Annotated in this window: 23 protein-coding genes; 13 read left to right on the top strand and 10 right to left on the bottom strand. The window is 41.5% G+C overall.

Annotation, left to right across the window (positions count from 1 at the left end; all coding sequences use genetic code 11):
- Positions 1-376 precede the first annotated feature (376 nt).
- A complete protein-coding gene (gene trhA, locus ACNQGS_RS10120; RefSeq protein ID WP_378587371.1) occupies positions 377-1024 on the bottom strand; it encodes a PAQR family membrane homeostasis protein TrhA in 648 nt (215 codons plus the stop codon).
- A 131-nt stretch (positions 1025-1155) separates the two neighbouring features.
- Between trhA and ACNQGS_RS10115 the strand changes: the two genes are divergently transcribed.
- The 11 genes from ACNQGS_RS10115 (at position 1156) to ACNQGS_RS10065 (ending at position 11494) form a co-directional block, all read left to right on the top strand.
- The gene (locus ACNQGS_RS10115; RefSeq protein WP_491487201.1) at positions 1156-1749 is read left to right on the top strand and encodes a DUF1836 domain-containing protein; all 594 of its coding nucleotides are present in this window, start codon (positions 1156-1158) and stop codon (positions 1747-1749) included.
- A 152-nt stretch (positions 1750-1901) separates the two neighbouring features.
- A complete protein-coding gene (locus ACNQGS_RS10110; RefSeq protein ID WP_491487200.1) occupies positions 1902-2354 on the top strand; it encodes a NanQ anomerase/TabA/YiaL family protein in 453 nt (150 codons plus the stop codon).
- A 14-nt stretch (positions 2355-2368) separates the two neighbouring features.
- The gene (locus tag ACNQGS_RS10105) at positions 2369-4039 is read left to right on the top strand and encodes an FAD-binding protein (protein WP_491487199.1); all 1671 of its coding nucleotides are present in this window, start codon (positions 2369-2371) and stop codon (positions 4037-4039) included.
- A 138-nt stretch (positions 4040-4177) separates the two neighbouring features.
- Positions 4178-5089 carry a dihydrodipicolinate synthase family protein gene (locus tag ACNQGS_RS10100; protein WP_491487198.1) on the top strand — a complete coding sequence of 304 codons (912 nt, stop codon included), beginning with the start codon at positions 4178-4180 and terminating at the stop codon, positions 5087-5089.
- Between the two features lie 4 nt (positions 5090-5093).
- Positions 5094-5732 (top strand): GDSL-type esterase/lipase family protein, encoded by a 639-nt coding sequence (locus ACNQGS_RS10095; RefSeq protein WP_423801057.1) that lies wholly within the window; start codon positions 5094-5096, stop codon positions 5730-5732.
- Between the two features lie 13 nt (positions 5733-5745).
- Positions 5746-7137, top strand: a complete 1392-nt coding sequence (locus ACNQGS_RS10090; RefSeq protein WP_423801058.1) for an ABC transporter substrate-binding protein — start codon at positions 5746-5748, stop codon at positions 7135-7137.
- 71 nt (positions 7138-7208) lie between these two features.
- Positions 7209-8084: a carbohydrate ABC transporter permease gene (locus tag ACNQGS_RS10085; protein WP_423801059.1), complete on the top strand. Its 876-nt coding sequence runs from the start codon at positions 7209-7211 to the stop codon at positions 8082-8084.
- Between the two features lie 11 nt (positions 8085-8095).
- Entirely contained in the window at positions 8096-8938 is an 843-nt protein-coding gene (locus tag ACNQGS_RS10080) for a carbohydrate ABC transporter permease (protein WP_378587351.1), read from the top strand.
- A gap of 24 nt (positions 8939-8962) precedes the next feature.
- The gene (locus tag ACNQGS_RS10075) at positions 8963-9652 is read left to right on the top strand and encodes an N-acetylmannosamine-6-phosphate 2-epimerase (RefSeq protein WP_423801060.1); all 690 of its coding nucleotides are present in this window, start codon (positions 8963-8965) and stop codon (positions 9650-9652) included.
- 87 nt (positions 9653-9739) lie between these two features.
- Positions 9740-10627 carry an ROK family protein gene (locus ACNQGS_RS10070; protein WP_491487197.1) on the top strand — a complete coding sequence of 296 codons (888 nt, stop codon included), beginning with the start codon at positions 9740-9742 and terminating at the stop codon, positions 10625-10627.
- Positions 10628-10639: 12 nt separating this feature from the next.
- Complete coding sequence (locus ACNQGS_RS10065; RefSeq protein WP_423801062.1) at positions 10640-11494, top strand: MurR/RpiR family transcriptional regulator; 855 nt, start codon at positions 10640-10642, stop codon at positions 11492-11494.
- Between the two features lie 58 nt (positions 11495-11552).
- Here the strand turns inward: ACNQGS_RS10065 and ACNQGS_RS10060 are convergent, their stop codons facing one another.
- Both ACNQGS_RS10060 and ACNQGS_RS10055 read right to left on the bottom strand, forming a co-directional pair.
- On the bottom strand, positions 11553-13115 hold the full coding sequence (locus ACNQGS_RS10060; RefSeq protein ID WP_491487196.1) for a glycosyl hydrolase family 28-related protein: 1563 nt from the start codon (positions 13113-13115) through the stop codon (positions 11553-11555).
- Positions 13116-13201: 86 nt separating this feature from the next.
- Complete coding sequence (locus ACNQGS_RS10055; RefSeq protein ID WP_491487195.1) at positions 13202-13936, bottom strand: RDD family protein; 735 nt, start codon at positions 13934-13936, stop codon at positions 13202-13204.
- A 137-nt stretch (positions 13937-14073) separates the two neighbouring features.
- Between ACNQGS_RS10055 and ACNQGS_RS10050 the strand changes: the two genes are divergently transcribed.
- Together ACNQGS_RS10050 and ACNQGS_RS10045 are read left to right on the top strand one after the other, a co-directional pair.
- Positions 14074-14376: a DUF3892 domain-containing protein gene (locus ACNQGS_RS10050; protein ID WP_491487194.1), complete on the top strand. Its 303-nt coding sequence runs from the start codon at positions 14074-14076 to the stop codon at positions 14374-14376.
- Between the two features lie 118 nt (positions 14377-14494).
- Positions 14495-15070, top strand: coding sequence for a GNAT family N-acetyltransferase (locus tag ACNQGS_RS10045; protein ID WP_491487193.1), 576 nt, complete (start codon positions 14495-14497; stop codon positions 15068-15070).
- A 31-nt stretch (positions 15071-15101) separates the two neighbouring features.
- On the opposite strand, the gene leuD is transcribed toward ACNQGS_RS10045, so the two are convergent.
- The 7 genes from leuD to ilvB all read right to left on the bottom strand — a co-directional run bounded on the left by leuD (position 15102) and on the right by ilvB (position 23483).
- A complete protein-coding gene (leuD, locus tag ACNQGS_RS10040; protein WP_464493014.1) occupies positions 15102-15686 on the bottom strand; it encodes a 3-isopropylmalate dehydratase small subunit in 585 nt (194 codons plus the stop codon).
- Positions 15687-15688: 2 nt separating this feature from the next.
- Positions 15689-17107, bottom strand: a complete 1419-nt coding sequence (gene leuC, locus ACNQGS_RS10035) for a 3-isopropylmalate dehydratase large subunit (protein WP_491487192.1) — start codon at positions 17105-17107, stop codon at positions 15689-15691.
- Between the two features lie 335 nt (positions 17108-17442).
- Entirely contained in the window at positions 17443-18549 is a 1107-nt protein-coding gene (gene leuB, locus ACNQGS_RS10030) for a 3-isopropylmalate dehydrogenase (protein WP_213146488.1), read from the bottom strand.
- Positions 18550-18648: 99 nt separating this feature from the next.
- Complete coding sequence (locus tag ACNQGS_RS10025; protein WP_491487191.1) at positions 18649-20193, bottom strand: 2-isopropylmalate synthase; 1545 nt, start codon at positions 20191-20193, stop codon at positions 18649-18651.
- Positions 20180-21211: a ketol-acid reductoisomerase gene (gene ilvC / locus ACNQGS_RS10020; protein ID WP_213146490.1), complete on the bottom strand. Its 1032-nt coding sequence runs from the start codon at positions 21209-21211 to the stop codon at positions 20180-20182. The genes ACNQGS_RS10025 and ilvC overlap by 14 nt, the downstream gene beginning before the upstream one ends.
- Before the next feature lie 26 nt (positions 21212-21237).
- Positions 21238-21759 (bottom strand): acetolactate synthase small subunit, encoded by a 522-nt coding sequence (ilvN, locus tag ACNQGS_RS10015; RefSeq protein WP_213146491.1) that lies wholly within the window; start codon positions 21757-21759, stop codon positions 21238-21240.
- Positions 21756-23483, bottom strand: a complete 1728-nt coding sequence (gene ilvB / locus ACNQGS_RS10010) for a biosynthetic-type acetolactate synthase large subunit (RefSeq protein WP_491487190.1) — start codon at positions 23481-23483, stop codon at positions 21756-21758. The genes ilvN and ilvB overlap by 4 nt, the downstream gene beginning before the upstream one ends.
- Positions 23484-23639 lie beyond the last annotated feature (156 nt).

Genomic DNA, 23639 nt, shown 5'->3' with positions numbered 1-23639 from the left:
AGGTTCTTGGCTACCGAAATGAAGGAAACTCAGTGAGTTGGGTCGCCAATAGGGGTTCTTGGCTACCGAAATGAAGGAAACTCAGTGAGTTCGGTTGCTAATAAGGGTTCTTGGCCATCGAAAGCAATAAAACCTTCCAAATACCGCCCTTGACCAAAACCAACCTTAAAATCGGGAAAATTGCCCTCAATAACTAATCCAATAAGAACAAAGTTCTCGAAAACGGTCTAAGTAAAAAAGAGTGCTATTTCTATTCAATAAAGCACTCTATTCTATGTTATTTTGTTGTCAAATTCTATGGCATTTGCTAAGCCGAAACAAGGTCATGCACCTCTAAAGTGCACCTTTTAACGATTTTTTCCAAGCTTCTTTTTCGTTAGATGACATATAAAAACACGCACATAAAATGGGCCAAGCTTCCAAGCATAATGAAGATATGGAAAATTTCATGGAAACCCCAATTTTTAAATTGCAAAAACTTCGGCTTTGCTCCGTAAATGACGCCGCCAACGGTATAGAAAATACCGCCAAGTACCAGCAGGAATAAGCCGTATGGATTAATGCTGCCGGAGAGCGGCGAGAAAACAAAGACCACCATCCAGCCCATCGCAATATAAAGGGCTGTTGAAATCCAGCGTGGGCAGTGAAACCAAACCATTTTAAAAACAACGCCGCAGATAGCGATTGCTGCAATAATCGAAAAGAGAACAGCACCTGTTTTTCCATTTAAGCTGATAAAACAGAATGGAGTGTACGTACCGGCAATCAGGATAAAAATCATCGAATGGTCAAGTTTTCTTAAAAAAGCAATCACTTTATCCCGCGCAATGACCATATGGTAGGTTGCCGAGGCTGAATAAAGAAGAATCATACTAATACCAAAAATGATGACAGCGGCAATGGCAAGGGGCGAATGGGAAGTCAGTGAGGCTTTAATCACCATCGCCAACAGTCCGACAAAAGACAGAATCGCACCCGTCAAATGAGTTAGTCCGTTAATGGGCTCCCGAATATACGCATTCATTTTGTAACACTCCTATTCCGTTACATAGTTTTGATAACTACATATAATGATACAAGTATATCAGAATCTAGTCAACGCCTATGTCTTCAGGTATAATAAAAAATATTAAGAAGTGAACGGGGTTAACAGTAATGGAAAAAATCAATCAAATCATTGAAGAACTTGATTTGGAAGCGAATTTGCCGTTGGATGAGATTCCAAAGATAGATTTATATATGGATCAGGTCATCCAGCTTTTCGAAAATAAATTTGCGGAATCGAAGCGGAACGATGATGAAAAAATTCTTACGAAAACCATGATTAACAATTACGCCAAAGGAAAGCTTATTTTTCCTATTAAAAATAAAAAATACTCCAAAGAGCATCTCATCCTTATTAGTTTAATCTATCAACTGAAAGGTGCTCTATCCATTAACGATATCAAAACGACTCTTGATGGGATTAACAAAAAAATAATAAAGGAAGATATCGATTTAGATTCTTTCTATAACAGTTATCTAAATTTGACTGCCCAAAATGTCTCCGATTTCAAAGAGGAAATGACAAGAAGAGGGTTGGAGGTAAAGGAAGAAATCGCTGAAGGGCAGGAGGATACGTCGCCCTATCTGGAACGAGTGTTGATGATTTCATCCCTTGTCCATATGAGCAATTTATATCGAAAAGCGGCAGAGAAGCTCGTTGACGGCATCGTGATTGACAAAGAAGGAAAGCGCCAGAGATCATAATGGTCTCTGTTTTTTTTTATACATAATAGGTGAAAATTTCTTTCATTTATAATATGAAAAGAGAAAATAATTTACGGAACTTTGTGAGTATGCTATATTTTGTTTGAAAGCGGTTAACAATAAGAAACCAATTTATGAAGGAGCCGATAAAGATGATTGCCGATCACATTAGTAATTTTGAGTTATATAAAGGAATAAACGAAAGAGTGAATCGTGCCATTCATTATATTCAAACCCACAATTTTTCAAGCCTTCAAACAGGCATACATGAAGTTGAAGGGGAAGAACTTTTTTTCAACTTAATAGAATATGAAACGAAAGAAGCCGAGGAGCGGTTCTGGGAATCCCATAAAAAATATATCGATCTTCACTATATTCTTGAGGGAAAAGAGTTTGTCGCCCACGAGCTTTTTGAGAGAATGTCGGTAAAACAAGACTACGATGAACAGGATGATTATTTCCTGCTGGATGGGAAAGTGCAGTCCAAAGTGAAGCTTGAAAAGGGCAATTTTATGCTCTTATATCCGAGCGATGTCCATATGACGGGCATTAAGGTGGACGAAGCGGTAGAGGTTAGAAAAGTAGTTTTTAAAATTCTTATTTAGGATGTGCGGGACAGATGATTAAAGAAATCATGACAACGGATGTATTGGTCGTTGGCAGCGGGATTGCCGGGCTTAAGGTGAGCATGGAACTGGCAAAAGCCGGGCAAAACATCATCATGTCGACAAAAACACAGCTTTGTTCCGGATCCAGTTTTTTCCCCTTAAAGGCCTCTTTAGGGACACAAGTGACGAAAAACGATGAAGACAAAGCCGTGTTTTTAGCGGATATAGATGCCGTCAGCCATGATATGCAAGACCGTGAGATGGCAAAAATCTATATTGAAGAGATTCGGGACAGGGTTGAGGAGTTTCCCGAAATCGGAATAGAGCCTTATAAGCTTTCCGATGACCGGAAGGCCTGTTTTGCCAACCATGGCAGAACTATTTACATGCTGAAGGATTGGAATAAAATCAGGGGAAATGTTACCGAAATCATCGATCATTACCCTAATATTACCCTTATGGAGAGAACGGCAGTCATTTCCTTGGTAAAGCAGGATGGCAGAGTGGCAGGGGCGATTCTCTTAAACCGGGATAATGACTTTATCATGATTAATTGTAAAGCCGTTGTCCTTGCTTCCGGGGGATTTGGGAATATATATAAGCATAATTTGAACCCAAATGACGTCGATGGCTCGGGCCATATCCTGGCTCTTGAAGCAGGTGCAAGCCTTGTTAATATGGAGTTTATTCAATTTATTCCGGGCTTTACATCGCCAAAATACAAGACATTATGGGGCGAGCACACGTTAAATTATTGCAAGGATTTTGTGGATGAGAAAGGAAACAGCATTTTAGATAGTGTGCTCCCAGAAGGCCTTTCTAAGGAAGAATGCTTTAAAATTCGCAGTACCCACGGTCCGTTTACAAATTCCCTGCCCTCCAAATATTTTGATATCGCGATGATGAAAGAAATTTTCAGAACGAAAAGCGAAGATGGTTTCGAGTTACTTTACGATCCTGAAATTTACAAGAATAAAAGTGATTTCTATACGATTTATTTAAATTGGCTTGAAGACCGCGGCATAAACCTAACCAAGAATAAGATGAAAATTGCTCCGTTTGCTCATGCCAGCAATGGCGGCGTCAAAATTGACAGCTATGGTCGGACAGGCGTACCCGGGCTATATGCAATTGGGGAGCTGGCCGGCGGGATTGAGGGTGCTAACCGTTTGGGTGGGAATTCTACGGGAGCTTGCATGGTGTTTGGAAAACGAGCTGCCCAAAATTGCCTTGAATATGCAGAAAGCATCGAGCGGCTAGAAATCAATCTACATCAGGTGACAACACAGTTGACACAGGAGATTCATGCCTTTTCAGCAGATTCACAAAGTGCTCTGACTCCACATGAATTAATGGATGCGGTCAGGGAAATCATGTGGTTCCATGGCAACGTCATTCGTGATGAAAAAAATCTCCAGGCAGCCTTGAATAAAATCAAGGACTTGAAAGCATCTTTTAATATGGGGATTTTTACAAATAATATAAAAGAAAGAAAAAGCGCCTTTAAAGCAAGAAACTTCCTGATTCTTTCCGATCTGCTTCTGAAGGCAATGCTGGAAAGAAAGGAAAGCAGGGGCGCTCATTATCGAGAAGATTATCCTTTTGAAGATGAATTTTATAATAAAAGGTTAGTAATTTACCGAATTAATGGAAATCTTAAGCTGGATTTTGAGGTCAGATAATCTTTCCATAGGGCATTGAAAAAGTGGATATTTTTTTCAAGAATAAAATAAATGAAGAAAATTATTTACACTATTAAAATATTATGATATATTTTGCTTGTAAACGTTAACATTACTTTCACTCAGGTGGGGATATACATGAATTTAGAAAAGTTTAAAGGGATCATTCCCGCATTTTATGCCTGTTATGATGATGCAGGTGAAGTATCGGAAATCAGAACAAAAGACCTCTGCAACTATCTTTATGAAAAAGGGGTAAAGGGTCTTTATGTCGGCGGGAGCTCAGGAGAATGCATCTACCAAAATCTTGAGGAAAGAAAGGCAACCTTAAAATATGTTGCTGAAGCGGCCAAAGGGAAGCTGACATTAATTGCACATGTCGGCGCACCATCAACTCGGGATAGCGTCAATTTAGCAAAATATGCAGAAGAGCTGGGCTATGATGCACTATCTGCCATTCCGCCAATCTATTTTAAGCTTCCAGACAGCTCGGTTATTAAGTATTGGTCAGAAATAATGGAATCCTCTGAACTGCCGTTTATTATTTACAACATTCCGCAAACAACAGGATACAATCTTTCACTGTCAGCCTTTAAGAAGCTGATTGAAAATAAAAAGGTAATTGGCGTAAAGAATTCATCGATGCCGGTAATGGATATCGAGCGCTTTAAGGCAGCAGCAGGAGAAGACTTTATCGTCTTCAATGGTCCTGATGAGCAGTATGTTTCCGGCAGAGTAATTGGCGCTGACAGCGGAATAGGCGGTACGTATGCGGCAATGCCTGAATTGCTTTTAAAAGCAGAAGAGTTTGTGTCATCTGGGAATTTTGAACAAGCGAAAAATATCCAACGGGATATTAACGATATCATCATTGCCTTATGTTCTCTAAATGGCCATATGTATTCCACGATTAAGGAACTTCTAAAATTACGTGGTGTCAATGTTGGAAGTGTTAGAGGACCACTTGAGCCTGTAACAGGCGAGGATTTGAAAAAGGTAGAAGAAATTAAGGATATGATTGATCAAGCTATCCTTAAATATAGCAGGTAAAAGAATGAAAAGAAGAATTGTTTGCTTTGGTGATTCTAACACATGGGGTTATAATGCCAAAACATTGGAAAGATTCCCGGAAGGTATCAGATGGACCAGCATTCTGGCCGAGTTTTTGGGGGAAGAGTTTCAAGTGGTCGAAGAAGGGCTATCAGGCAGGACAGCTGTAGTAGATGACCCCTTATTTGAAGGGTTAAGTGGATTGGCCTATATTCACCCATGTTTAATGAGTCATGCGCCACTGGAGCTAATAATCATCATGATTGGTACAAATGATACGAAAGAAAGGTTTCATTTAACTTCCTATAACATCGCCCAAGGCATAGCAAGACTTTCATATAAGGCCAAAAACACACCAGCAGGCGTAAACGGGGCTTTTCCTAAAGTTTTAGTAATTGCCCCTCCTCCGATTGGTGAAGAGTACTACGAAACTGAAGTGGGAAAGTCGATGGGGAAAGCATGTGACATCAAATCATCGGAACTTTCCACCCATTTAAACGAATTGATGCATATTCAAAAAACTGAATTTCTTGATACAAAAGGAATCGTTTCTATGAATCAAATCGATTTTATGCATCTTGATGAGGAAGGACACAGGCTTCTTGCTGAGCTTGTCTTCAATAAAATAAAAACTTATTTTTAAGGGGGAGAAATTTATGTTCAAGAAGCGTTTTCTTGCAACCGCTTTATCTGGTGTACTTGCCCTTTCAGCATTAGCTGGATGTTCAGACAAAGAATCAAGTAAACCGGCTGGAGGCTCCAAAGACAAAAAGACTGTAGAATTATCCTTGATGTTAACACCTCAATGGAAGGGTGTTATGGATGCAACAGAACAAGGAGCTGACTATGATAGCTTTTTCAAGCATGCAGCAGAGAAATTTTCCAAGCAATATAAGGACTATGACGTAAAGGTTAAGGTTGAAGTCGTTGCCAGTGAACAACGGGACGAACTGTTAAACGTTAAGTTAAACGGCGGCACCCCGCCAGATATCTTCTTTGAAAATACGTTTGCCATGGGTGACTACGCTCATCGCGGTGCATTAGTGCCATTAAATGATATTGTTGATGATGCAGCTAAGAAAGATATTGATCAGAACTACTGGGATACTGTGACGTTTGGCAAGGACATTTATTTCTATCCATTCTCCCATATGCCAGGAACATTTGCTTACAACGCTGATATGTTAAAGGCAGCCGGACTTGAAAAATATATCGGCGGCGAGAATGAAATTAAAACGTGGACTTTAGAAGAATATGAAACTATCTTAAATTCTCTTAAAAAGGACTTGCCAAAAGACAAATATCCAAATGCCTATCCAATGGGATTATATGCTCTTAACAACCAAGCGGATACTTGGAACCTAGCGTATCTAAGAATGTTTGGCAATCAGTTCTTTGATAAAAAGGGAAATATTGTCCTGGATGATGCTAAAGGTGTGAAAGCTGCAGAATGGTTAAAGAAAACCTATGATGCTGGTTTAACCAACCCTGGTGCCGAATCAGTTTCTTCTAACGACGTACTAGCTATGTTTAAGAACCAAAAGATTGCTATTGCTTTCACTAACTCAGTTCTATTTAACAACACAAAAGCTGAGATGGAACAAGGCAAGGCTCCTAAGTTCGATATCAGACTTGCAAACATTCCTTCTGAAAGCGGCGACCCATTAACATTTACTTATGTATCAGGCGCTGCCGTATTTAACACACAAGATGAAACTAGAATTAAAGTAAGTAAGGATTTTGTAAAATTCTTCTCAACTGACCCTGAGCTAGTAAAAGCATCTAAAAATGGTGTTCCTGTTAGAACTTCAGTGGCAAATGAGTTCAAATCACAAAATCCATTATTTGCAGCATATGACAAAAACGCTCAGTATTTATTCAACTTTACAGGAAGCGTTCCTGGGTACAGCCAGTTAAGACAGGTATTATTCCCTGAACTGCAAGCCATCTATACTGGTCAAAAATCACCTGAACAAGCAATCAAAGATTATCAGAAGAATGGTAATCAAGTAATTAAAGATGCAAAAGAAAACTCAGTGATTAAATAACCTTCAGCGTTATAAATAAAAGCTTAAGCCCCGATATTGGGGCTTAAGTTTTAGAAAGGTTGAGGCTTCTTATGAATTTCAACAAGCATGCTTTAAAAGAGAATTTGACGGGATACCTGTTTATTGCTCCACAGCTTATACTCTTCTTGGTATTTCTCGTTTATCCAATTATTGAAGGAATTCGATTAAGCTTATATCGGATTAACTATACGAATGAAGTTTTTGTCGGTTTTGAAAACTATCAAAAGTTATTTCAGAATCCGGTCTTTGTAAAATCAACTATAAATACTGTCGTATTTGTTATTTTTATCGTTGCTTTAACTGTTATTTTTGCCCTATTCGTATCAGCGGCTGTTTTTGATAAAAATGCGAAATATGTTTCTTTTATTCGAGGAAGCTATTACATCCCGGTAATGGTTTCAATGGTTGTCATGAGTATGGTTTGGAGCTTTTTGCTTAATCCGGCTAATGGTCTCATTCCTTATGTTGCAAAACAGATGGAGATGTCATCAATCAATTTCTTGGGCAACCCTAAAACCGTATTGCCGGTCATCATTTTTGTAACCTTTGCAACTAACGTTGGTCAAGCGATCATACTTTATATAGCATCGATGATTGGAGTTCCAAAGGATTTATTCGAGGCGGCAGAGGTTGACGGTGCCAGTCGAACAACAATCATCTTTAAGATCCTAATTCCAATGGTAAAGCCTACTACCATCTATATTATTATCATGAATATAATTGCAGTATTAAAAATATTCGTTGTCATCCAGCTCTTAACGGGCGGCGGACCAAATAATGCTTCTACAACGCTCATGTATTTCTTATATAATAACGCGTTTAAGTTCAATCAACTTGGAATTGCTTCCGCTGTTGGTGTCATTATGTTCTTAATTACATTAGTGCTATCGGTTCCACAATTAAGAGCAATGTTTAAGAAGGATTGAGGTGACAGAGCATGTTGAAAAATAAAAATAAAAGAAAAAGAGAAACGGTTGACGTAGTTGCAAACGTGATCATTCTTTTCTTTGCAATCCTAAACCTGTTTCCGCTCTACTGGTTATTTACAAGCTCGTTAAAAAATAGTGCGGATGTTATCAAAATGCCGCCGGATTGGTTTCCAAAAACTATATCCTTCAGCAACTATGTGGATGTATTCCAAAATCAGCCGGCATTAAAATGGACATTTAATAGTATTGTTGTATCACTTGTCTCAACCATTGCAGTTATCGTAGTCAGTTCCCTGGCAGCCTATGCCTTTTCAAAGCTGCATTTTAAAGGGAAAAATGTTATTTACATTATCTTTATCTCAAGCTTAATGATTCCAAAAGAGGTTATGATTGTTCCATTGTTCAGAATTATTCAAGACCTAGGTATGGTCAATTCGCTTAATGGCATGATTTGGCCAAACGTCGCAACCGCTTTTGGTGTATTCCTGCTAAAAGGATTCTTTGATTCGATACCTGACTCATTACGTGAAGCGGCCAGAATTGACGGTGCAGGTGAATTATATACCTTCTACAAAATTATTTTGCCAATTGTAAAACCGGGTATTGGTGCATTATTTATTCTAAACTTTGTTCAGGTATGGAATGATTACCTATGGCAGCTGGTGGTTGGCCAGAGTGAAGAATCGAAAACATTAATGGTTGGTATTGCTTCATTAATGCAGGATCTAAATCCAAACTTTGCTTACAAGATGGCAGGAGCTACTGTTGCTGCAGTTCCAATGCTGTTAATCTTTATTTTCTTCCAAAAATACTTTACTAAAGGCTTAGCAATTGGGGCAGAAAAGGGATAAAATTCAACTTGGAGATGCTTTTAAATGGATAATAAGGATAAAATTTTTGAACAAGTTAAAGGTAAATTAATCGTTTCGTGTCAAGCTCTTCCGGAGGAGCCGCTGCACAGTCCATACATTATGGGGAGAATGGCGTATGCGGCCAAGCTTGGCGGAGCGTGCGGCATCCGCGCTAATAGTGTAGAAGATATTAAGGAAATCAAAAAAACGGTTGATTTGCCGATTATCGGAATTATTAAACAAGTTTACGATGGGTCTGATGTATTTATAACACCTACAATGGAAGAAATTGACCTTCTTTACCGTGAGGGTGTGGACATCATTGCTTTAGATGCTACAAAAAGAGTCCGACCAGATGGCACGACGATTGAAGAGGTATTTCCTAAAATAAGAGAAAAGTATAAAGATCAACTCTTTATGGCGGATTGTTCTACTTATGAGGAAGGTATGACGGCCTATAAATTAGGCTTCGATTGTGTTGGTACCACCTTAAGCGGGTATACAGAATATACAAAAGGAACGAGCCTGCCGGATACGGAGTTAATAGGGAGCTTAGTTCGTGAACTGCCCATTCCGGTAATTGCTGAGGGAGGTATCTGGACACCTGAGCAATTAAAAACAGTTTTTGAGCTTGGTATTCATACCGCGGTGGTTGGAACTGCTATCACAAGACCGATGGAAATTACCAAAAGATTTGTTCACGTTATTCAATAATGGAGAAAATTTTTTCCAAGATTAATCCCCCGAGTTTCTCGCGGGATTAATGCCTTCTCAGGTAGATATTGGCGGGGAGTGGGAATTGTGGAAATATTAGCTGTCGATATTGGAGGGACATCCATCAAGTTAGGCCTCTCCGATGAAAAAGGAAATATAAAGGTATTTAAAGAATATGATTCGGAAAGTAAAAAAGGCGGACCATACTTAATAGAAAAACTGATCCAGATTATTTCGGAATTTGACGGTTTTGACGCGATTGGCATCAGTACTGCAGGACAGGTAAACAGTGAGGAAGGGTATATTATTTATGCTAATGAAAATATACCGAATTATACAGGAACGCAATTAAAACATATTTTTGAGGGAAAATTTAAAGTTCCTGTAAAAGTAGAAAATGATGTCAACGCCGCGGCATTAGGTGAAAAATATTATGGCGCCGGCCGAAGCTTTAATGATTTCCTTTGTTTGACATATGGAACAGGAATAGGCGGTGCCATAATTGCTGATTCCAAGATATACAAGGGTCATAAAGGAATTGCAGCAGAATTTGGCCATATTATTACCCATCCCGCAGGGAATCCTTGCAATTGCGGTGGAAGAGGCTGCTATGAAACATATGCTTCCACATCAGCGTTAGTAAGAATGGCATTAGGGATTGACCAGGAATGTATAAATGGTAAGATTATTTTTGAAAAAATAAACCAAGGTAATCAACGGCTGTTGAATGTAGTCGAATCTTGGGCTCATGAAGCCGCGCTGGGGTTAGCTTCATTAATCCATATATTTAATCCTCCTGCTATTATTGTTGGCGGCGGCGTCATGGAACAGGAGTTTTTGGTTGAAAGGGTTTCTGCGAAAGTAAAAGAATTGATTATGGAGAGCTTTTCTGATGTGGAAATCATCAAAGCTTCTTTGGGAAATAAAGCGGGCATGCTAGGTGCCGTTTCACTTCATTTAACGAGTGGGAAATAGAAGGGGTGCTTTATGACAACGGTAGATATCTTTTCACTTATTCGGTCACGATATAATTCATTTACAAATACAGAAAAAAAGGTGGCGGATTACGTCCTTGAAAATATTAAGGATGTCATCTATATGTCGATTACGGACTTGGCTGATGCCTGCGATGTAGGCGAATCAAGCGTTTTTCGGTTTTGCAAAACTATGAATCTTAAAGGGTATCAAGAGTTTAAGATTGCATTAGCCCATAGCATTTCACAAGGTGAAGAAACACCGCAGATATCAGGTCAAATTACGATGCAGGATACAATTGGGGAGCTTGCCTCCAAGATTTTAACAACGAATGTAAGTGCCCTTACTGACACGTTTAAACTAATTAATGAGGACGATATTTCAACAGCGATAGACTACATCATAGCTGCAGATAGAGTTCACTTTTTTGGAGTTGGCGCCTCTTTAATGACTGCGATGGAAGCTAAGAACAAGTTTATGAGGGTTACCAATAAAACAGAATGCTCCATTGATACTCACCTGCAAATAATGTCAGCTGCTTTGATGACGGATAAAGATGTTGCTGTTCTAATCTCCTACTCCGGTTCAACAAAGGACACAATTGAAGTGGCAAGGGTGGTAAAAGAAAGAGGAGCAAAGATTATTGCGATAACTCGTTTTGCAAAGTCCCCTTTAACTAGTTATGCAGATATTACCCTGCTTTGCGGAGCAAATGAAGGACCTCTTCAAGGCGGAAGCCTATCGGCCAAGCTTTCCCAGCTTTACTTGCTGGATTTGCTCTATGCTGAATATTTTAAAAGAACCTACAAAGAATCGACTGTTAATAAAGACAGTACAGCTAAAGCTGTCATTGAGAAAATGCTTTAATAGAAGGCCCGCAAATACATAAGGTGCGGCAGCACCTTATGTATTTGCGGGCCTATTATTATATTTGCATTTCGAATTCTTTAATATTATGCAGATTTACAACTTGAATGCCGCTTCCTATTTGAATTGCTTTTACATTAGAATCCTTAATGACGACATTATGTATATGGACAGCATCGGCCCGGTTTTCACCGCCAGTTACTTTTATTCCGGCACCTGCCGTTCTAAAATTTTTAAAAGAAATATTGTTTAGGGCAACATTTCTAGCTCGATATTGAATGGCAGCGATTGGATTTCCTTTATAGTCATAGTCGGGATCGCCAATAAAAGTTACATGGTTTAATACGACGTTTTTATAAGCAGAAATGACTAAACCGCGCGGTGAGGATTCCTGATATAAATCCGTAAAAATGGGTGCTATAGAAGCCAGGTTAACCGCCAAAATATTGTAGGCAGATTTTGATTCCATGTCAGTGCTTTTATGATGGCCGATATGCCGGAAGTTAAAGGACCGGTTATCGTTCAGGGAAATGTGCCCGACGATTTGCACGTTGGATGCCGCCGAAGAATTTTGATGTGCCTTGATTTCCACTCCTCCAAAGCACCTGGCCGTGGAATTATTGACTAGGAGGACATTTCTCGATCCATCATCCACCTCAATCCCATTCGAGTTTGAAAATCCTTTCTGGTGGGCGCGGCCGCTCGGGTCGCACATATGTGAATTTGAAATCCAAATATAATCACTATGGTGGGTGGTGATTCCGTCATCACCAAAGCCATGACCGTTTAAATTATCTAGCCAGACATACTTGCTGCCTCCGCGGGCCCGGAAACCATCACCGGCATAATTGTACAGGGTTGAAGTAATATCAAAGCAATGGAGACCTGGATTAATGGCTTCTACGTCCTTTACCCACCCATATGTTACATTTGCATAAGTTAGGCAGCTAGAATGGTTCCCCCATGTACTTGTTTTGGCAGTATCCCCAAGTCTTTCGACATTCCAGTCGAGGCTAAGGCCTTGCACGAAGATATGGTGATTTCCTCGCCAATGATTAGCATTTGTGATTAGTCTCGTGCCTTTAGGTACCTGGTCGTGAAGCTTAATGGTTGTAATTCCTTTTCCTGCCCCAGCCAGGTAAGTCCACGAGGGAAGACGGATTTCCTTTGTTATGTAAATACCCGGCGGCACAATCACTTTTACTCGCCCATTCCCAATTGCCCTTTTGAAAGCAGCCGTGTTATCAGTAATCCCGTCCCCGACAGCACCAATATCTGCCACATTGACTTCCTTGACAGTATTGTCCATAAGTCCTGCAAGTTCTTGGTCCAATTTCTCCATCCAATCTGGAACAACTTTTCCTTCTGAATCTACTGAAAGTTTTGTAGGAGTCAAGAAACTAGATGGTTTTGCTAAAAGGCGGAAGAACTTCTCAGTTACTCTTTGCTTAAATGGAATGGAGGGGGTGCCAAGATGTCGTGCGCTGTTATTTTTACTTAACTGCTGAAGAAGCAGTTCGGTTTCATCAAGGACTTGTCTCATATTCAGGTGCTGCCCGGTAATTTGTTCTAGCAGCGAAAGGTTATTTCGTGCGTCATGCGATTTTTCTAATCTTAGCATCTTTGTTCACTCCATAAATATTAAAACCTGATATAAGTATTATAGCTATTTTAAAAAAGAAGATGCTGATTGAGAAAAAAGTCAACTTAAATGACCAAGCCAGCTATTAATAATCCAATAGGGATTATGCTGACAACAAGCATTCTGGCAGTGCTTACCCTTCCGTATAAAACAATGGTTCCAATTTGTTTATCCCAAGTGGCGTACCCGTGTTTCTTTAAATCTTTATAGGAGAAACCAAAACAAATAAAATTAATGATGGGCACTCCTAGTCCCATTCCAGCGGCTGTTACAAAAATACTTCGTTTCAGTGCGGTTACAAAATTAATAGGTTCACCCGTAACCGTTTTCATACGTGTGTTTAACAGAGACTTACCAAGCGTATTTCCAAAGACAGAGAGAATGGCCGCCTCTACAAGGATATAAAGGATTAGACAAATCATGAATACGGTAATGGCTGAGGATTCAACGATAAACTTCGGAGAAAAAATAGAAACAAAAGCTATAAGGAAAAATGTAAAGAGGGCAAGATCAAAGAACCTGGCAAGAAATCGCACAAAAGGCCTTCCGGCAGGATAGGTATCCTTTTTGATTTCCTCCCAATCTACGGCAAAATTTATTGCATCCTGTTTATTATCTGTTGACTGAAACACATTTAGGGTTTTAGCCATACACCAACAGTCCATATTTGAGGACCAAAGAAAGCTGTCCCCAGTTAAAACACCTTGTTCATACAGCTTTTTTATTTCAAATAAGCTTGCAGGACCCTGTTGTTGATGGTCTCGAATATAAAACCAGACATTTCCCTCCGGACTGTCCATGGTTTACCGCCTCCTAGTTAGGTAAATTATACCATGTTGACTAAAGGATAATTTTGGAACATTTTTTGACGATTTTTTAAATCAGGGATATTTTCCTAAGAAGGAAAAATACTAACAAATGTTCGGAGGTGGAGTCGATGGAACAAAAGGATTTTGAAAAAGTTTATGAGCAATATAAGCAGCAGGCCCAAGTGGAGGTCGGTGCAACTAATCCTGATGGAAAAGAAGAGTTTGTTGCTGTTAAGAAAAATGATGATGGGGACATTATTGCGTTTAAGACCAACACTGGCCGGGAACTGGATTATCTGCAGGCCTTGGATGAAGCAAAGTCAGGAAGAATTGCCCATATTGATGTTTTTCATAAATATGGGCGAGACATTATCCGAAGCGAACCGGATGGTATTAAAGAAAATAATCTAGACAATTTACCTGAATTTTAATATTTGAAAAACTGAGCGGGAGGGGAGCCTGCTCAGTTTTTTGTTTCCTAAAGTGTGGAATAATCCTGTCACGATATGCGGAAAATCAATATAAACATTTAATAAAGGAGCCATGTTAATGCATTGGTATGAAAAGTTGAATCAATACTTTCCGGTTGAGGAAATGAAGTCGCGGGAACATATGGAAACCCTGCTCCGGGAGCGGCTTAATATTTATCATAAGGATGAAGGACCCAATCATGTGTTGATGTATGCGGAATTTGATAATTTTGTCTTTATTGATTATCTGTTTGTTTCAAGCGATGCCCGGGGTCAGGGACTTGGACATAAGCTTATGGAAAAAATGAAGCAAAAAGGGAAGCCAATTATCCTCGAAGTGGAGCCGGTTAATTACGAGGACAGCGATACAGAAAAGAGACTGCGCTATTATAAGCGTGAAGGCTTTGAGCATGCCGAGTCAATTGGTTACGAGCGAAGATCCTTGGCAACAAATGAAGTAAATAAGATGGAAATACTCTATTGGGCGCCGCATCAAGAGTCGGAGGAAATGATTTTTGAAGCGATGAAAAAAACATATAATTTGATTCATACCTATAAGGATGAACATTTTTACGGTGAATCCTATCAGCCGGCTGATGAGGTGCTGACCTTTAATGAAGAACCGGACAATACCAATATATTAGAAAACCTATAAAAATAAAAAAAGAGAGCCTGGCTCTCTTTTTTTATGAACGTGCAAGCTCATATTCTTTGATTTTATCTTCATAGGTTAAAGTAACACCGATTTCGTCCCAACCATTTAGGAGCATTTCCTTTGGGTATGGAGCGATGTCGAAAGTTAATTCAAAACCATCGTTGTCATAAACCTTTTGTTCTTCAAGATTTACTGTAAGCGAATAGCCCTCAGTTTCTGCTTTTTTCATAATAGTTTGGACTTGCTCTTCCGTTGCAGCGATGGCAAGGATCCCGTTCTTTACGCAGTTATTTTTAAAAATATCTGCATAGCTAGGCGCGATGATCACCTTAAAGCCAAAGTCCTGAACTGACCAAGGGGCATGCTCGCGGGAGGAGCCGCAGCCGAAGTTTTCACCGGCAACCAGGATAGAAGCACCCTTATATTGCGGTTGATTTAATTCGAAATTCGGATTTGGATTACCGTCATCGTCAAAACGCCAGTTATAAAATAAGAATTGGCCGAAGCCGCTTCGTTCAATGCGCTTTAAAAATTGCTTCGGGATAATTTGGTCTGTATCAATGTTTGAGCGGTTAATTGGGCAGACAAGGCCTTGATGTATGCGTAATGGTTCCATTTCTACATAACCTCCTGAGCAGTGAACTTGCGGACATCAACGAAATGGCCGGCAATGGCTGCAGCAGCCGCCATTTCAGGGCTGACAAGATGAGTGCGGGCCCCTTTACCTTGACGTCCTTCAAAGTTCCGGTTGGATGTGGAAGCACAGCGTTCACCAGATGGAATGATATCGTCGTTCATTCCGAGACACATACTGCAGCCCGCTTCACGCCATTCAAAGCCTGCCTCTTTAAAGATTTGATCTAGGCCTTCTTTTTCAGCTGCAAGCTTGACGCTGAAGGAACCTGGAACAACAATAGCAGAAACAGAAGGATTTACCTTCTTGCCGCGAACGATGTTAGCTGCTTTGCGTAAGTCGCTTAGACGTGAATTGGTACATGAACCGATGAAAACATGGTCAACTGTTACGTTGGAGATAGGCTGACCTGCTTCAAGACCCATGTATTGAAGAGCGCGCTGAATTTCGTCTTTTTCCGCCGGTTTATCAGTTTGATCTGGACTTGGTACGTTCGCTGTTACAGGAATACACATTCCTGGATTGGTTCCCCAAGTTACCTGAGGTTCTACTTCTGCAGCCTCGATTTCAACAATTGTATCATAGGTGGCACCTTCGTCTGTTGCAAGGGACTTCCAGTCAGCAGCGGCTTCATCGAAAGCTTCACCTTGCGGAACGTGTCTTCTGCCGCGTAAATATTCGACTGTTGTATCGTCTGGGGAGATAAGTCCGGCTCTTGCACCGCCCTCAATCGACATGTTACAGACAGTCATTCGCTCTTCCATGGAAAATCCACGGATGGTTTCCCCGGTATATTCGATGACATAGCCAGTTCCAAATTTGACGCCGTATTTTCCGATAATCGCAAGGATTAAGTCCTTAGCGGTAACGCCTGTCCCAAGCTTGCCATTGACTTTGACATTCATCGTTTTTGGCGGTGCTTGCCAAAGTGTTTGTGTAGCAAGGACATGCTCGACCTCACTTGTACCGATACCAAAAGCAAGGGCACCAAATGCACCGTGTGTAGAGGTATGGCTGTCGCCGCAGACGATCGTTTTTCCAGGCTGGGTAAGACCAAGCTCAGGACCGATGACATGAACGATTCCGTTATCTGGGTGGTGAAGGTCTGCAAGTGTAATGCCGAATTCCTCACAGTTTTGCTGTAATGTATCGACTTGTTTTTTTGAAATAGGGTCATTGATTACAAGACGCTGGCGGGTTGGGATGTTATGGTCCATTGTTGCATAAGTAAGGTCAGTGCGGCGAACCTTGCGCCCGGTCATGCGTAAGCCCTCGAATGCCTGAGGAGAGGTCACTTCATGAACGAGATGCAAATCAATATAAAGTAAATCCGGCTTTCCTTCTTCTTGATGGACAACATGCCGTTCCCAAATTTTTTGAATGATATTTTTTGGTGTTTGCATAGCTTCCTTCCTCACGTTTATAGATTTTTTGCCTGAAATGGCTGGTAAACCAGGAAAATAGGTCCGAAAATATATATAGGTTAAATGAAATAAATTATATCAGCGGATTTTTGGAATATATCAGCGAATTTCCCTAAGATATCAGCGAATTATTAAAAATATCAGCGAATTCAAGGAATATATCGGCGAATTTTAAAAAATATCAGCGAATCTATTTTATAGGAGAAATGCGCTACTAAAACGAACAAAATAGTGTGCCTATAGAATAAAGGAAACTTCTTTTGAGAAGAAAACGCCAGGCCCAATCCTGCCTCTGGCCTGGCGCGACCTCAATTTTAATAGTAGCAGCTTGCGATACACTTAGATGCGTTCAGTGTACGGATGTAGTCGACGATTAATTTTGTCATTTCCTCGGTGCCCACTTTGCGGCCGTTTGGAATCTGCAAATCAGCAGTATGATAGCCGGCATCAAGTACAGACTGGACAGCATCTTCGATAATTTTGGCTTCGTCCTCTAGTTCGAAGGAATACCTTAGCATCAAGGCTGCGGATAAAATCATCGCAACCGGGTTGGCTAGGCCTTTTCCGGCAATGTCAGGCGCTGAGCCATGAACCGGTTCATAAAGTCCGACGCCAGATTCATTTAAGCTGGCAGAAGGTAGCATACCCAGGGAGCCTGTTAACACAGATGCTTCATCGCTTAAGATGTCGCCAAACATGTTCTCAGTGACAACCACATCGAAAGAAGCAGGGTTGGTGATTAGCTTCATTGCTGCGGCATCGACTAACACATGCTCAACAGACACTTCAGGGTACTGTGCCTTTTTCTCCTCAACGATTTCACGCCACATCTTGCTGGATTCAAGCACATTCGCCTTGTCGACCGAAGTAAGCTTGCCGCGGCGTCCTTGGGCAGCTTGGAATGCCTTATCTACGATTCTTTCAATCTCGCGGCGAGTATAAGCCAGAGTATCGACAACCGATTCGCCATTATCACGCCGTTCACTTGGAGTACCAAAGTAAATACCGCCAGTTAATTCACGGACAATAAGGAGGTCGCTTCCAGAAACGATTTCTTCTTTAAGCGGCGAAGCATGAAGAAGATTTTTGAAGCCTTTGATTGGCCGTAAATTGGCATATAAATCAAGGGCCTTTCTGATTCCCAAGAGGCCTCGCTCAGGACGCAGATGGGACGGATTGTTATCCCATTTCGGACCGCCGACAGCACCTAAAAGAACGGCATCTGCCTGCTTGCAGGCATCAACTGTCGTTTCCGGCAGGGGAGTACCGTATTGGTCAATGGCTGCTCCTCCGATTTCATGGGTTTCAAAGCTAAAAGTATGATTATATTCTTCTGCAATCGCCGTTAATACTTCTTTCGCGGAATGCATAACTTCCTTGCCGATACCATCACCGGGAAGTAAGACAATTCGTTTTTTCACTAGAAGCAACCTCCTTATTATTTTAAAAAATTAAGTTCCTAGCTTATCTCTTTATAATGCAGGTTTCAGTACCTGCACCAAACTTGGATTACAATTGTTTTATAGTGCAGCCGGTTCTTTAACACCGATTTTTTTGTTGAAAAAGACTCGGTTAACCGCGTTGATAAATGCTTTCCCAGATGCCTCAAGAACGTCTTGGGCAGAGCCGCGGCCGCTGACATTGACGCCATTTACGGTCAATTTGACATTTGCTTCAGCCAGGGCATCACGTCCGCGGCCGACTGAGCTTAAACTATAATCTGTTAGATGAATCTCTTCTTTAATAAGAGCATCTAACGTGTTAAAAAGAGCTTCTACACTTCCGGAGCCTGTGCGTGCTGTTTCCACTTTTTCACCGTCTGGAGTAGTTAATGCGACAGTAGCTGTCGGCAGGTTAGCTGAAGCATATTGAACCTGGAATGCGACTAACTCATATTTTTTCACATCGAAGCCAGAGGTTTGAATGTCTGTTAAGATCGTGAATAAATCTTCATCCGTTACTTCTTTTTTCTTATCTGTTAAGGACTTAAATGATTGGAATGCCTCATTTAGTTTATCCTGCTCTAATTCAAAGCCCATTTGCTCAATTTTGTCTTTAAAAGCATGACGTCCTGAGTGTTTTCCAAGAACAAGGTCATTGGATCCGACCCCAACAAGCTCTGGTGTAATAATTTCATAGGTTAACGTATTTTTTAACACGCCATCCTGATGAATTCCGGACTCATGTGCGAAGGCATTTTTTCCGACAACGGCTTTGTTGCCAGGGACCTTCATTCCTGTAAAGCGGCTGACTAAGTCACTGGTGCGCTTGATTTCTTTTAACACAAGATCCGTTGTGTACGGATAGAAGTCCTGACGAATATTTAATGCCACAGCAAATTCTTCTAAAGCCGCGTTCCCGGCACGTTCGCCGATACCGTTAATGGTACCCTCAACCTGGGTAACGCCGTTTTCAATAGCAGCCAATGAGTTGGCAACAGCCATCCCCAAGTCATCATGACAGTGGCACGATAATGCTACTTTATGGATGTTAGGCACGTTTTCGCGGATATAGCGGAACATGCGTCCATATTCGGCCGGTGTGGTATAACCAACGGTGTCAGGAAGATTGATGACAGTAGCGCCAGCATCGATTACCTTCGTAATGATTTGAACCAGAAAATCTAAATCTGAACGTGAAGCGTCTTCTGCTGACCATTCAACCTGCGGGAAGTTTTTCCGTGCGTATTTCACCATTTCAACAGCGGTCTCGACGACTTCCTCAGGTTGTTTCATCAGTTTGTACTGCATATGGATAGGGGAGGTTGCAATGAATACATGCAATCTTGGTTCTGCAGCATCTTTTAAAGCATCCCACGCAATGTCAATGTCCGATTTAGTGGCACGGGCCAGACCTGTGACGGAAGAGTTTTTAATCGTTCTGGCGATGGCTCTTACCGCTTCGAAATCTCCTTGAGAGGAAGCCGGGAAGCCGGCCTCCATAATGTTAACGCCAAACCGTTCGAGCTGTCTGGCAATTTCCAATTTTTCAAGTTGGTTTAAATTTACACCAGGGGACTGTTCACCATCGCGTAAGGTTGTATCAAAGATGTTAACGTGAACCATTTACCACCACTTCTTTCTTTTGATTTACTGGCTTTTTAATAAATGGCATTAACGCACGAAGCTCGCGGCCAACCACTTCGATTTGATGGTTATTTTCGGCACGGTTGATGGCGTTGAATTGTGGGCGGTTAGCTTGGTTTTCTAAAATCCAGCCCTTAGCAAATGCGCCAGTTTGGATATCTTTTAGTACTTCTTTCATACGTGCTTTTGTATCTTCGTTTACAACGCGCGGACCTGATACGAAATCTCCCCATTGAGCAGTGTCAGAGATGGAGTAACGCATGTTTTCAAGTCCTCCTTCATATAGAAGGTCAACGATTAATTTCAATTCATGTAAACATTCGAAGTAAGCAACTTCCGGCTGATAACCTGCCTCAACAAGTGTTTCAAAGCCTGCTTTGATTAGGGCAGTTGTACCGCCGCAAAGGACAGCCTGCTCACCGAAAAGGTCAGTTTCTGTTTCTTCTTGGAATGTTGTTTCTAAAACACCTGCACGGGCAGCGCCGATTCCTTTTGCGTAAGCAAGGGCGATCTCGCGAGCCTGGCCAGTATAGTCTTGGTAAACTGCATATAGTGCAGGAACTCCAGCACCTTCTGTATAGGTACGGCGAACTAAATGTCCAGGACCTTTTGGTGCAACTAAGAATACGTCAACATCAGCAGGAGGAACGATTTGGCTGAAGTGAATATTGAAACCATGTGCAAATACTAAAGAGTTACCGGCTTGAAGATTAGGCTTGATGCTTTCTTCATATACTTTTGGCTGCATTTCGTCTGGAAGAAGAACCATAACAACATCAGCTTCCGCAGTTGCATCAGCAACAGATTTTACTTCAACACCATCTTCAACAGCTTTATCCCAAGATTTCCCACCGCGTAAACCAACAACTACATCAAAGCCGCTTTCTTTTAAGTTAAGGGCATGGGCATGGCCTTGAGAGCCGTAGCCAATTACCGCGATTTTCTTTCCTTGTAAAACTTCCTCTTGAATATCTCCGTTATATAGTACTTTAACCATTACAATCATCCTTTCAGAATTAAGAGTTATTTTGTTAGTGAGTATGCTGATAATTCATTTACTTGTGGCTGGTGGCCTCGTAAAAAGGCGGTCAAGCCGGTTCTGGCAACTTCTTTAATGCCAAATGGGCGAAGCAAGTCGATTAAGGCATCAATTTTATCAGGCTTGCCAGTAACCTGAACGGTAATGCTGTCTTTACATACATCCACAATAATCGCGCGGAATGGATCGATGAGCCCGTTAATCTCGCTGCGCAGCTGTGAACCAGAAGTTACTTTGATTAGGGCGAGTTCCCGAGCAACAATGGCCTTATCGGTAATATCAGAAACCTTTAAAACATCGATCTGCTTGTTCAGTTGTTTTGTTACTTGTTCAAGGCGCTGCTCGTCTTCTACTTCAACCACAAGCGTCATTTTAGAAACGCCTTCGATTTCAGTAGCACCAACGGATATGCTGGAAATGTTAAATTGACGCCTTTGCAGCAGTCCCGTCACGCGATTTAAAACACCGCTTCGGTCTTGAACAGTTAGTGTGATAATTCGTTTCATTCTGGTTTCACCCCAATCATTTCATGAAGCCCTTTGCCAGGAGCAACCATTGGAAAAACTTTTTCCTTCTGAAGGACCCGGGCATCAATGAGAACCGGACCATCATAGGCCATAAGCTCTGGCAGGGAGGCAACTAGGTCTTCCTGGTTATCAATTTTTGCACCGCGGATTCCGTAGCTTTCAGCCAGTTTAACAAAATCAGGCTGGGTATGAAGCAGGGATTCGGAAATGCGATTACCATATTGAAGCTCCTGCCACTGGCGGACCATGCCAAGTGCACCGTTATTAACAATAATGATTTTAACCGGCAGGTTGCGTTCGTAAATGACCGATAATTCCTGCAGTGTCATTTGGAACCCGGCATCTCCGACAATTGCCACTACGGTACTGTCTGGTTCAGCCATCTGTGCCCCAATTGCAGCAGGGAAGCCGAAGCCCATTGTTCCAAGTCCGCCTGAAGTAATCCAGCGGTGCGGATGATTGAAGTTGTAGAACTGTGCAGCCCACATTTGATGCTGGCCAACATCTGTAGCGACAATCGCTTCACCATTCGTTACTTTATGAACCGCTTCGATTAGCCATTGCGGGCTCATGCCGTTTGGATCATGCTTATACCAAAGCGGAAAGTCCTTTTTATTTTGATTAAGAGTTTCCAGCCAATCCTCATGTGATGGGGAATCCACTGCTTCTTCAATCAATTGTGTTAAAGCTGCTTTAGCATCGGCCACAATCGGAATTTGAGTTGGAACGTTTTTGCCAATTTCCGCAGGGTCAATGTCAATGTGAGCAACTTTCGCGAATGGAGCAAAATGCTTCAAGTTTCCTGTTAATCGATCATCAAAACGAGCACCGAAATTGATGAGCAAATCGCATTCGTATAAAGCCATGTTAGCTGCATAAGTTCCGTGCATACCGCCCATTCCTAAGGAGAGCGGGCTGTCTGCCGGGAAGGTTCCAAGTCCAAGCAGGGTGGTTACGACTGGAATCTTATGATTTTCAGCAAAAGCTGTTAATTCAGCGGAGGCTTTTGCATGGAGAACGCCAGCGCCGGAAAGAATCACAGGCTTTTTAGCTTTTGGAAGGGCCTCAGCAAGCTTCCGAATTTGCAATGGATTCGGTTTAATTGTTGGCTGATAGCCTGGCAGGTCCATGGCAGCTTCTCCTGGGTATGCCGCTAAAATTTCAGAAGAGATATCCTTCGGTACATCAACTAAAACCGGTCCTGGTCTTCCTGTTGAAGCAATATGAAAAGCTTCCTTAACAATTCTCGGCAGGTCGGCTACAGATTGCACTTGATAATTGTGTTTTGTAATCGGCGTGGTAATCGCCATTACATCTGCTTCTTGGAAGGCATCTGTTCCGATGACTGTCCGAGCAACCTGCCCTGTGAAAATCACAAGTGGTAAGGAATCCATCATGGCATCTGTAATTCCAGTAACCAAGTTCGTTGCCCCAGGACCCGAAGTGGCAATGACAACTCCAGGCTTTCCGGTAATTCGGGCATACCCTTCAGCAGCATGAATCATTCCTTGCTCGTGACGGAAGAGGACGTGCTTAATGGATTTTTGTGCCCGATAAATCGCATCGTAAATCGGCAGGACGGCACCCCCAGGATACCCGAATAATGTATCAACACCTTCTTTAATTAAAAGATCGATGAGAAGGTCTGCACCTGTTTTTGGTGCCGTACTGGTTTGGAATTCCAGCTTTGCTTCTGCTTTCACGTCATAGTTCCCTCCTTATGGGTAATTGAATATTTAAAAAACTAAATCTTCAACTGTGTTTAAACACAGTAAAAAAGGCCTGTTCTCTCCGAATAAACTGCAGTCAAGTACATCAAAAGCAGAATGTTCGGGGAGAAAAGGCCTTTCATTTTCTCG

Source organism: Neobacillus sp. PVCKKU3, assembly GCF_058323225.1.
This window is presented reverse-complemented; position numbering and strand designations above follow the sequence as displayed.

What these genes read in the sequence shown, in the direction of transcription:
- trhA (WP_378587371.1), bottom strand. Translation starts at nt 1,024, where the DNA reads ATGAATGCGTATATTCGGGAGCCCATTAACGGACTAACTCATTTGACG.
- ACNQGS_RS10115 (WP_491487201.1), top strand. Translation starts at nt 1,156, where the DNA reads ATGGAAAAAATCAATCAAATCATTGAAGAACTTGATTTGGAAGCGAAT.
- ACNQGS_RS10110 (WP_491487200.1), top strand. Translation starts at nt 1,902, where the DNA reads ATGATTGCCGATCACATTAGTAATTTTGAGTTATATAAAGGAATAAAC.
- ACNQGS_RS10105 (WP_491487199.1), top strand. Translation starts at nt 2,369, where the DNA reads ATGATTAAAGAAATCATGACAACGGATGTATTGGTCGTTGGCAGCGGG.
- ACNQGS_RS10100 (WP_491487198.1), top strand. Translation starts at nt 4,178, where the DNA reads ATGAATTTAGAAAAGTTTAAAGGGATCATTCCCGCATTTTATGCCTGT.
- ACNQGS_RS10095 (WP_423801057.1), top strand. Translation starts at nt 5,094, where the DNA reads ATGAAAAGAAGAATTGTTTGCTTTGGTGATTCTAACACATGGGGTTAT.
- ACNQGS_RS10090 (WP_423801058.1), top strand. Translation starts at nt 5,746, where the DNA reads ATGTTCAAGAAGCGTTTTCTTGCAACCGCTTTATCTGGTGTACTTGCC.
- ACNQGS_RS10085 (WP_423801059.1), top strand. Translation starts at nt 7,209, where the DNA reads ATGAATTTCAACAAGCATGCTTTAAAAGAGAATTTGACGGGATACCTG.
- ACNQGS_RS10080 (WP_378587351.1), top strand. Translation starts at nt 8,096, where the DNA reads ATGTTGAAAAATAAAAATAAAAGAAAAAGAGAAACGGTTGACGTAGTT.
- ACNQGS_RS10075 (WP_423801060.1), top strand. Translation starts at nt 8,963, where the DNA reads ATGGATAATAAGGATAAAATTTTTGAACAAGTTAAAGGTAAATTAATC.
- ACNQGS_RS10065 (WP_423801062.1), top strand. Translation starts at nt 10,640, where the DNA reads ATGACAACGGTAGATATCTTTTCACTTATTCGGTCACGATATAATTCA.
- ACNQGS_RS10060 (WP_491487196.1), bottom strand. Translation starts at nt 13,115, where the DNA reads ATGCTAAGATTAGAAAAATCGCATGACGCACGAAATAACCTTTCGCTG.
- ACNQGS_RS10055 (WP_491487195.1), bottom strand. Translation starts at nt 13,936, where the DNA reads ATGGACAGTCCGGAGGGAAATGTCTGGTTTTATATTCGAGACCATCAA.
- ACNQGS_RS10050 (WP_491487194.1), top strand. Translation starts at nt 14,074, where the DNA reads ATGGAACAAAAGGATTTTGAAAAAGTTTATGAGCAATATAAGCAGCAG.
- ACNQGS_RS10045 (WP_491487193.1), top strand. Translation starts at nt 14,495, where the DNA reads ATGCATTGGTATGAAAAGTTGAATCAATACTTTCCGGTTGAGGAAATG.
- leuD (WP_464493014.1), bottom strand. Translation starts at nt 15,686, where the DNA reads ATGGAACCATTACGCATACATCAAGGCCTTGTCTGCCCAATTAACCGC.
- leuC (WP_491487192.1), bottom strand. Translation starts at nt 17,107, where the DNA reads ATGCAAACACCAAAAAATATCATTCAAAAAATTTGGGAACGGCATGTT.
- ACNQGS_RS10025 (WP_491487191.1), bottom strand. Translation starts at nt 20,193, where the DNA reads ATGGTTCACGTTAACATCTTTGATACAACCTTACGCGATGGTGAACAG.
- ilvC (WP_213146490.1), bottom strand. Translation starts at nt 21,211, where the DNA reads ATGGTTAAAGTACTATATAACGGAGATATTCAAGAGGAAGTTTTACAA.
- ilvN (WP_213146491.1), bottom strand. Translation starts at nt 21,759, where the DNA reads ATGAAACGAATTATCACACTAACTGTTCAAGACCGAAGCGGTGTTTTA.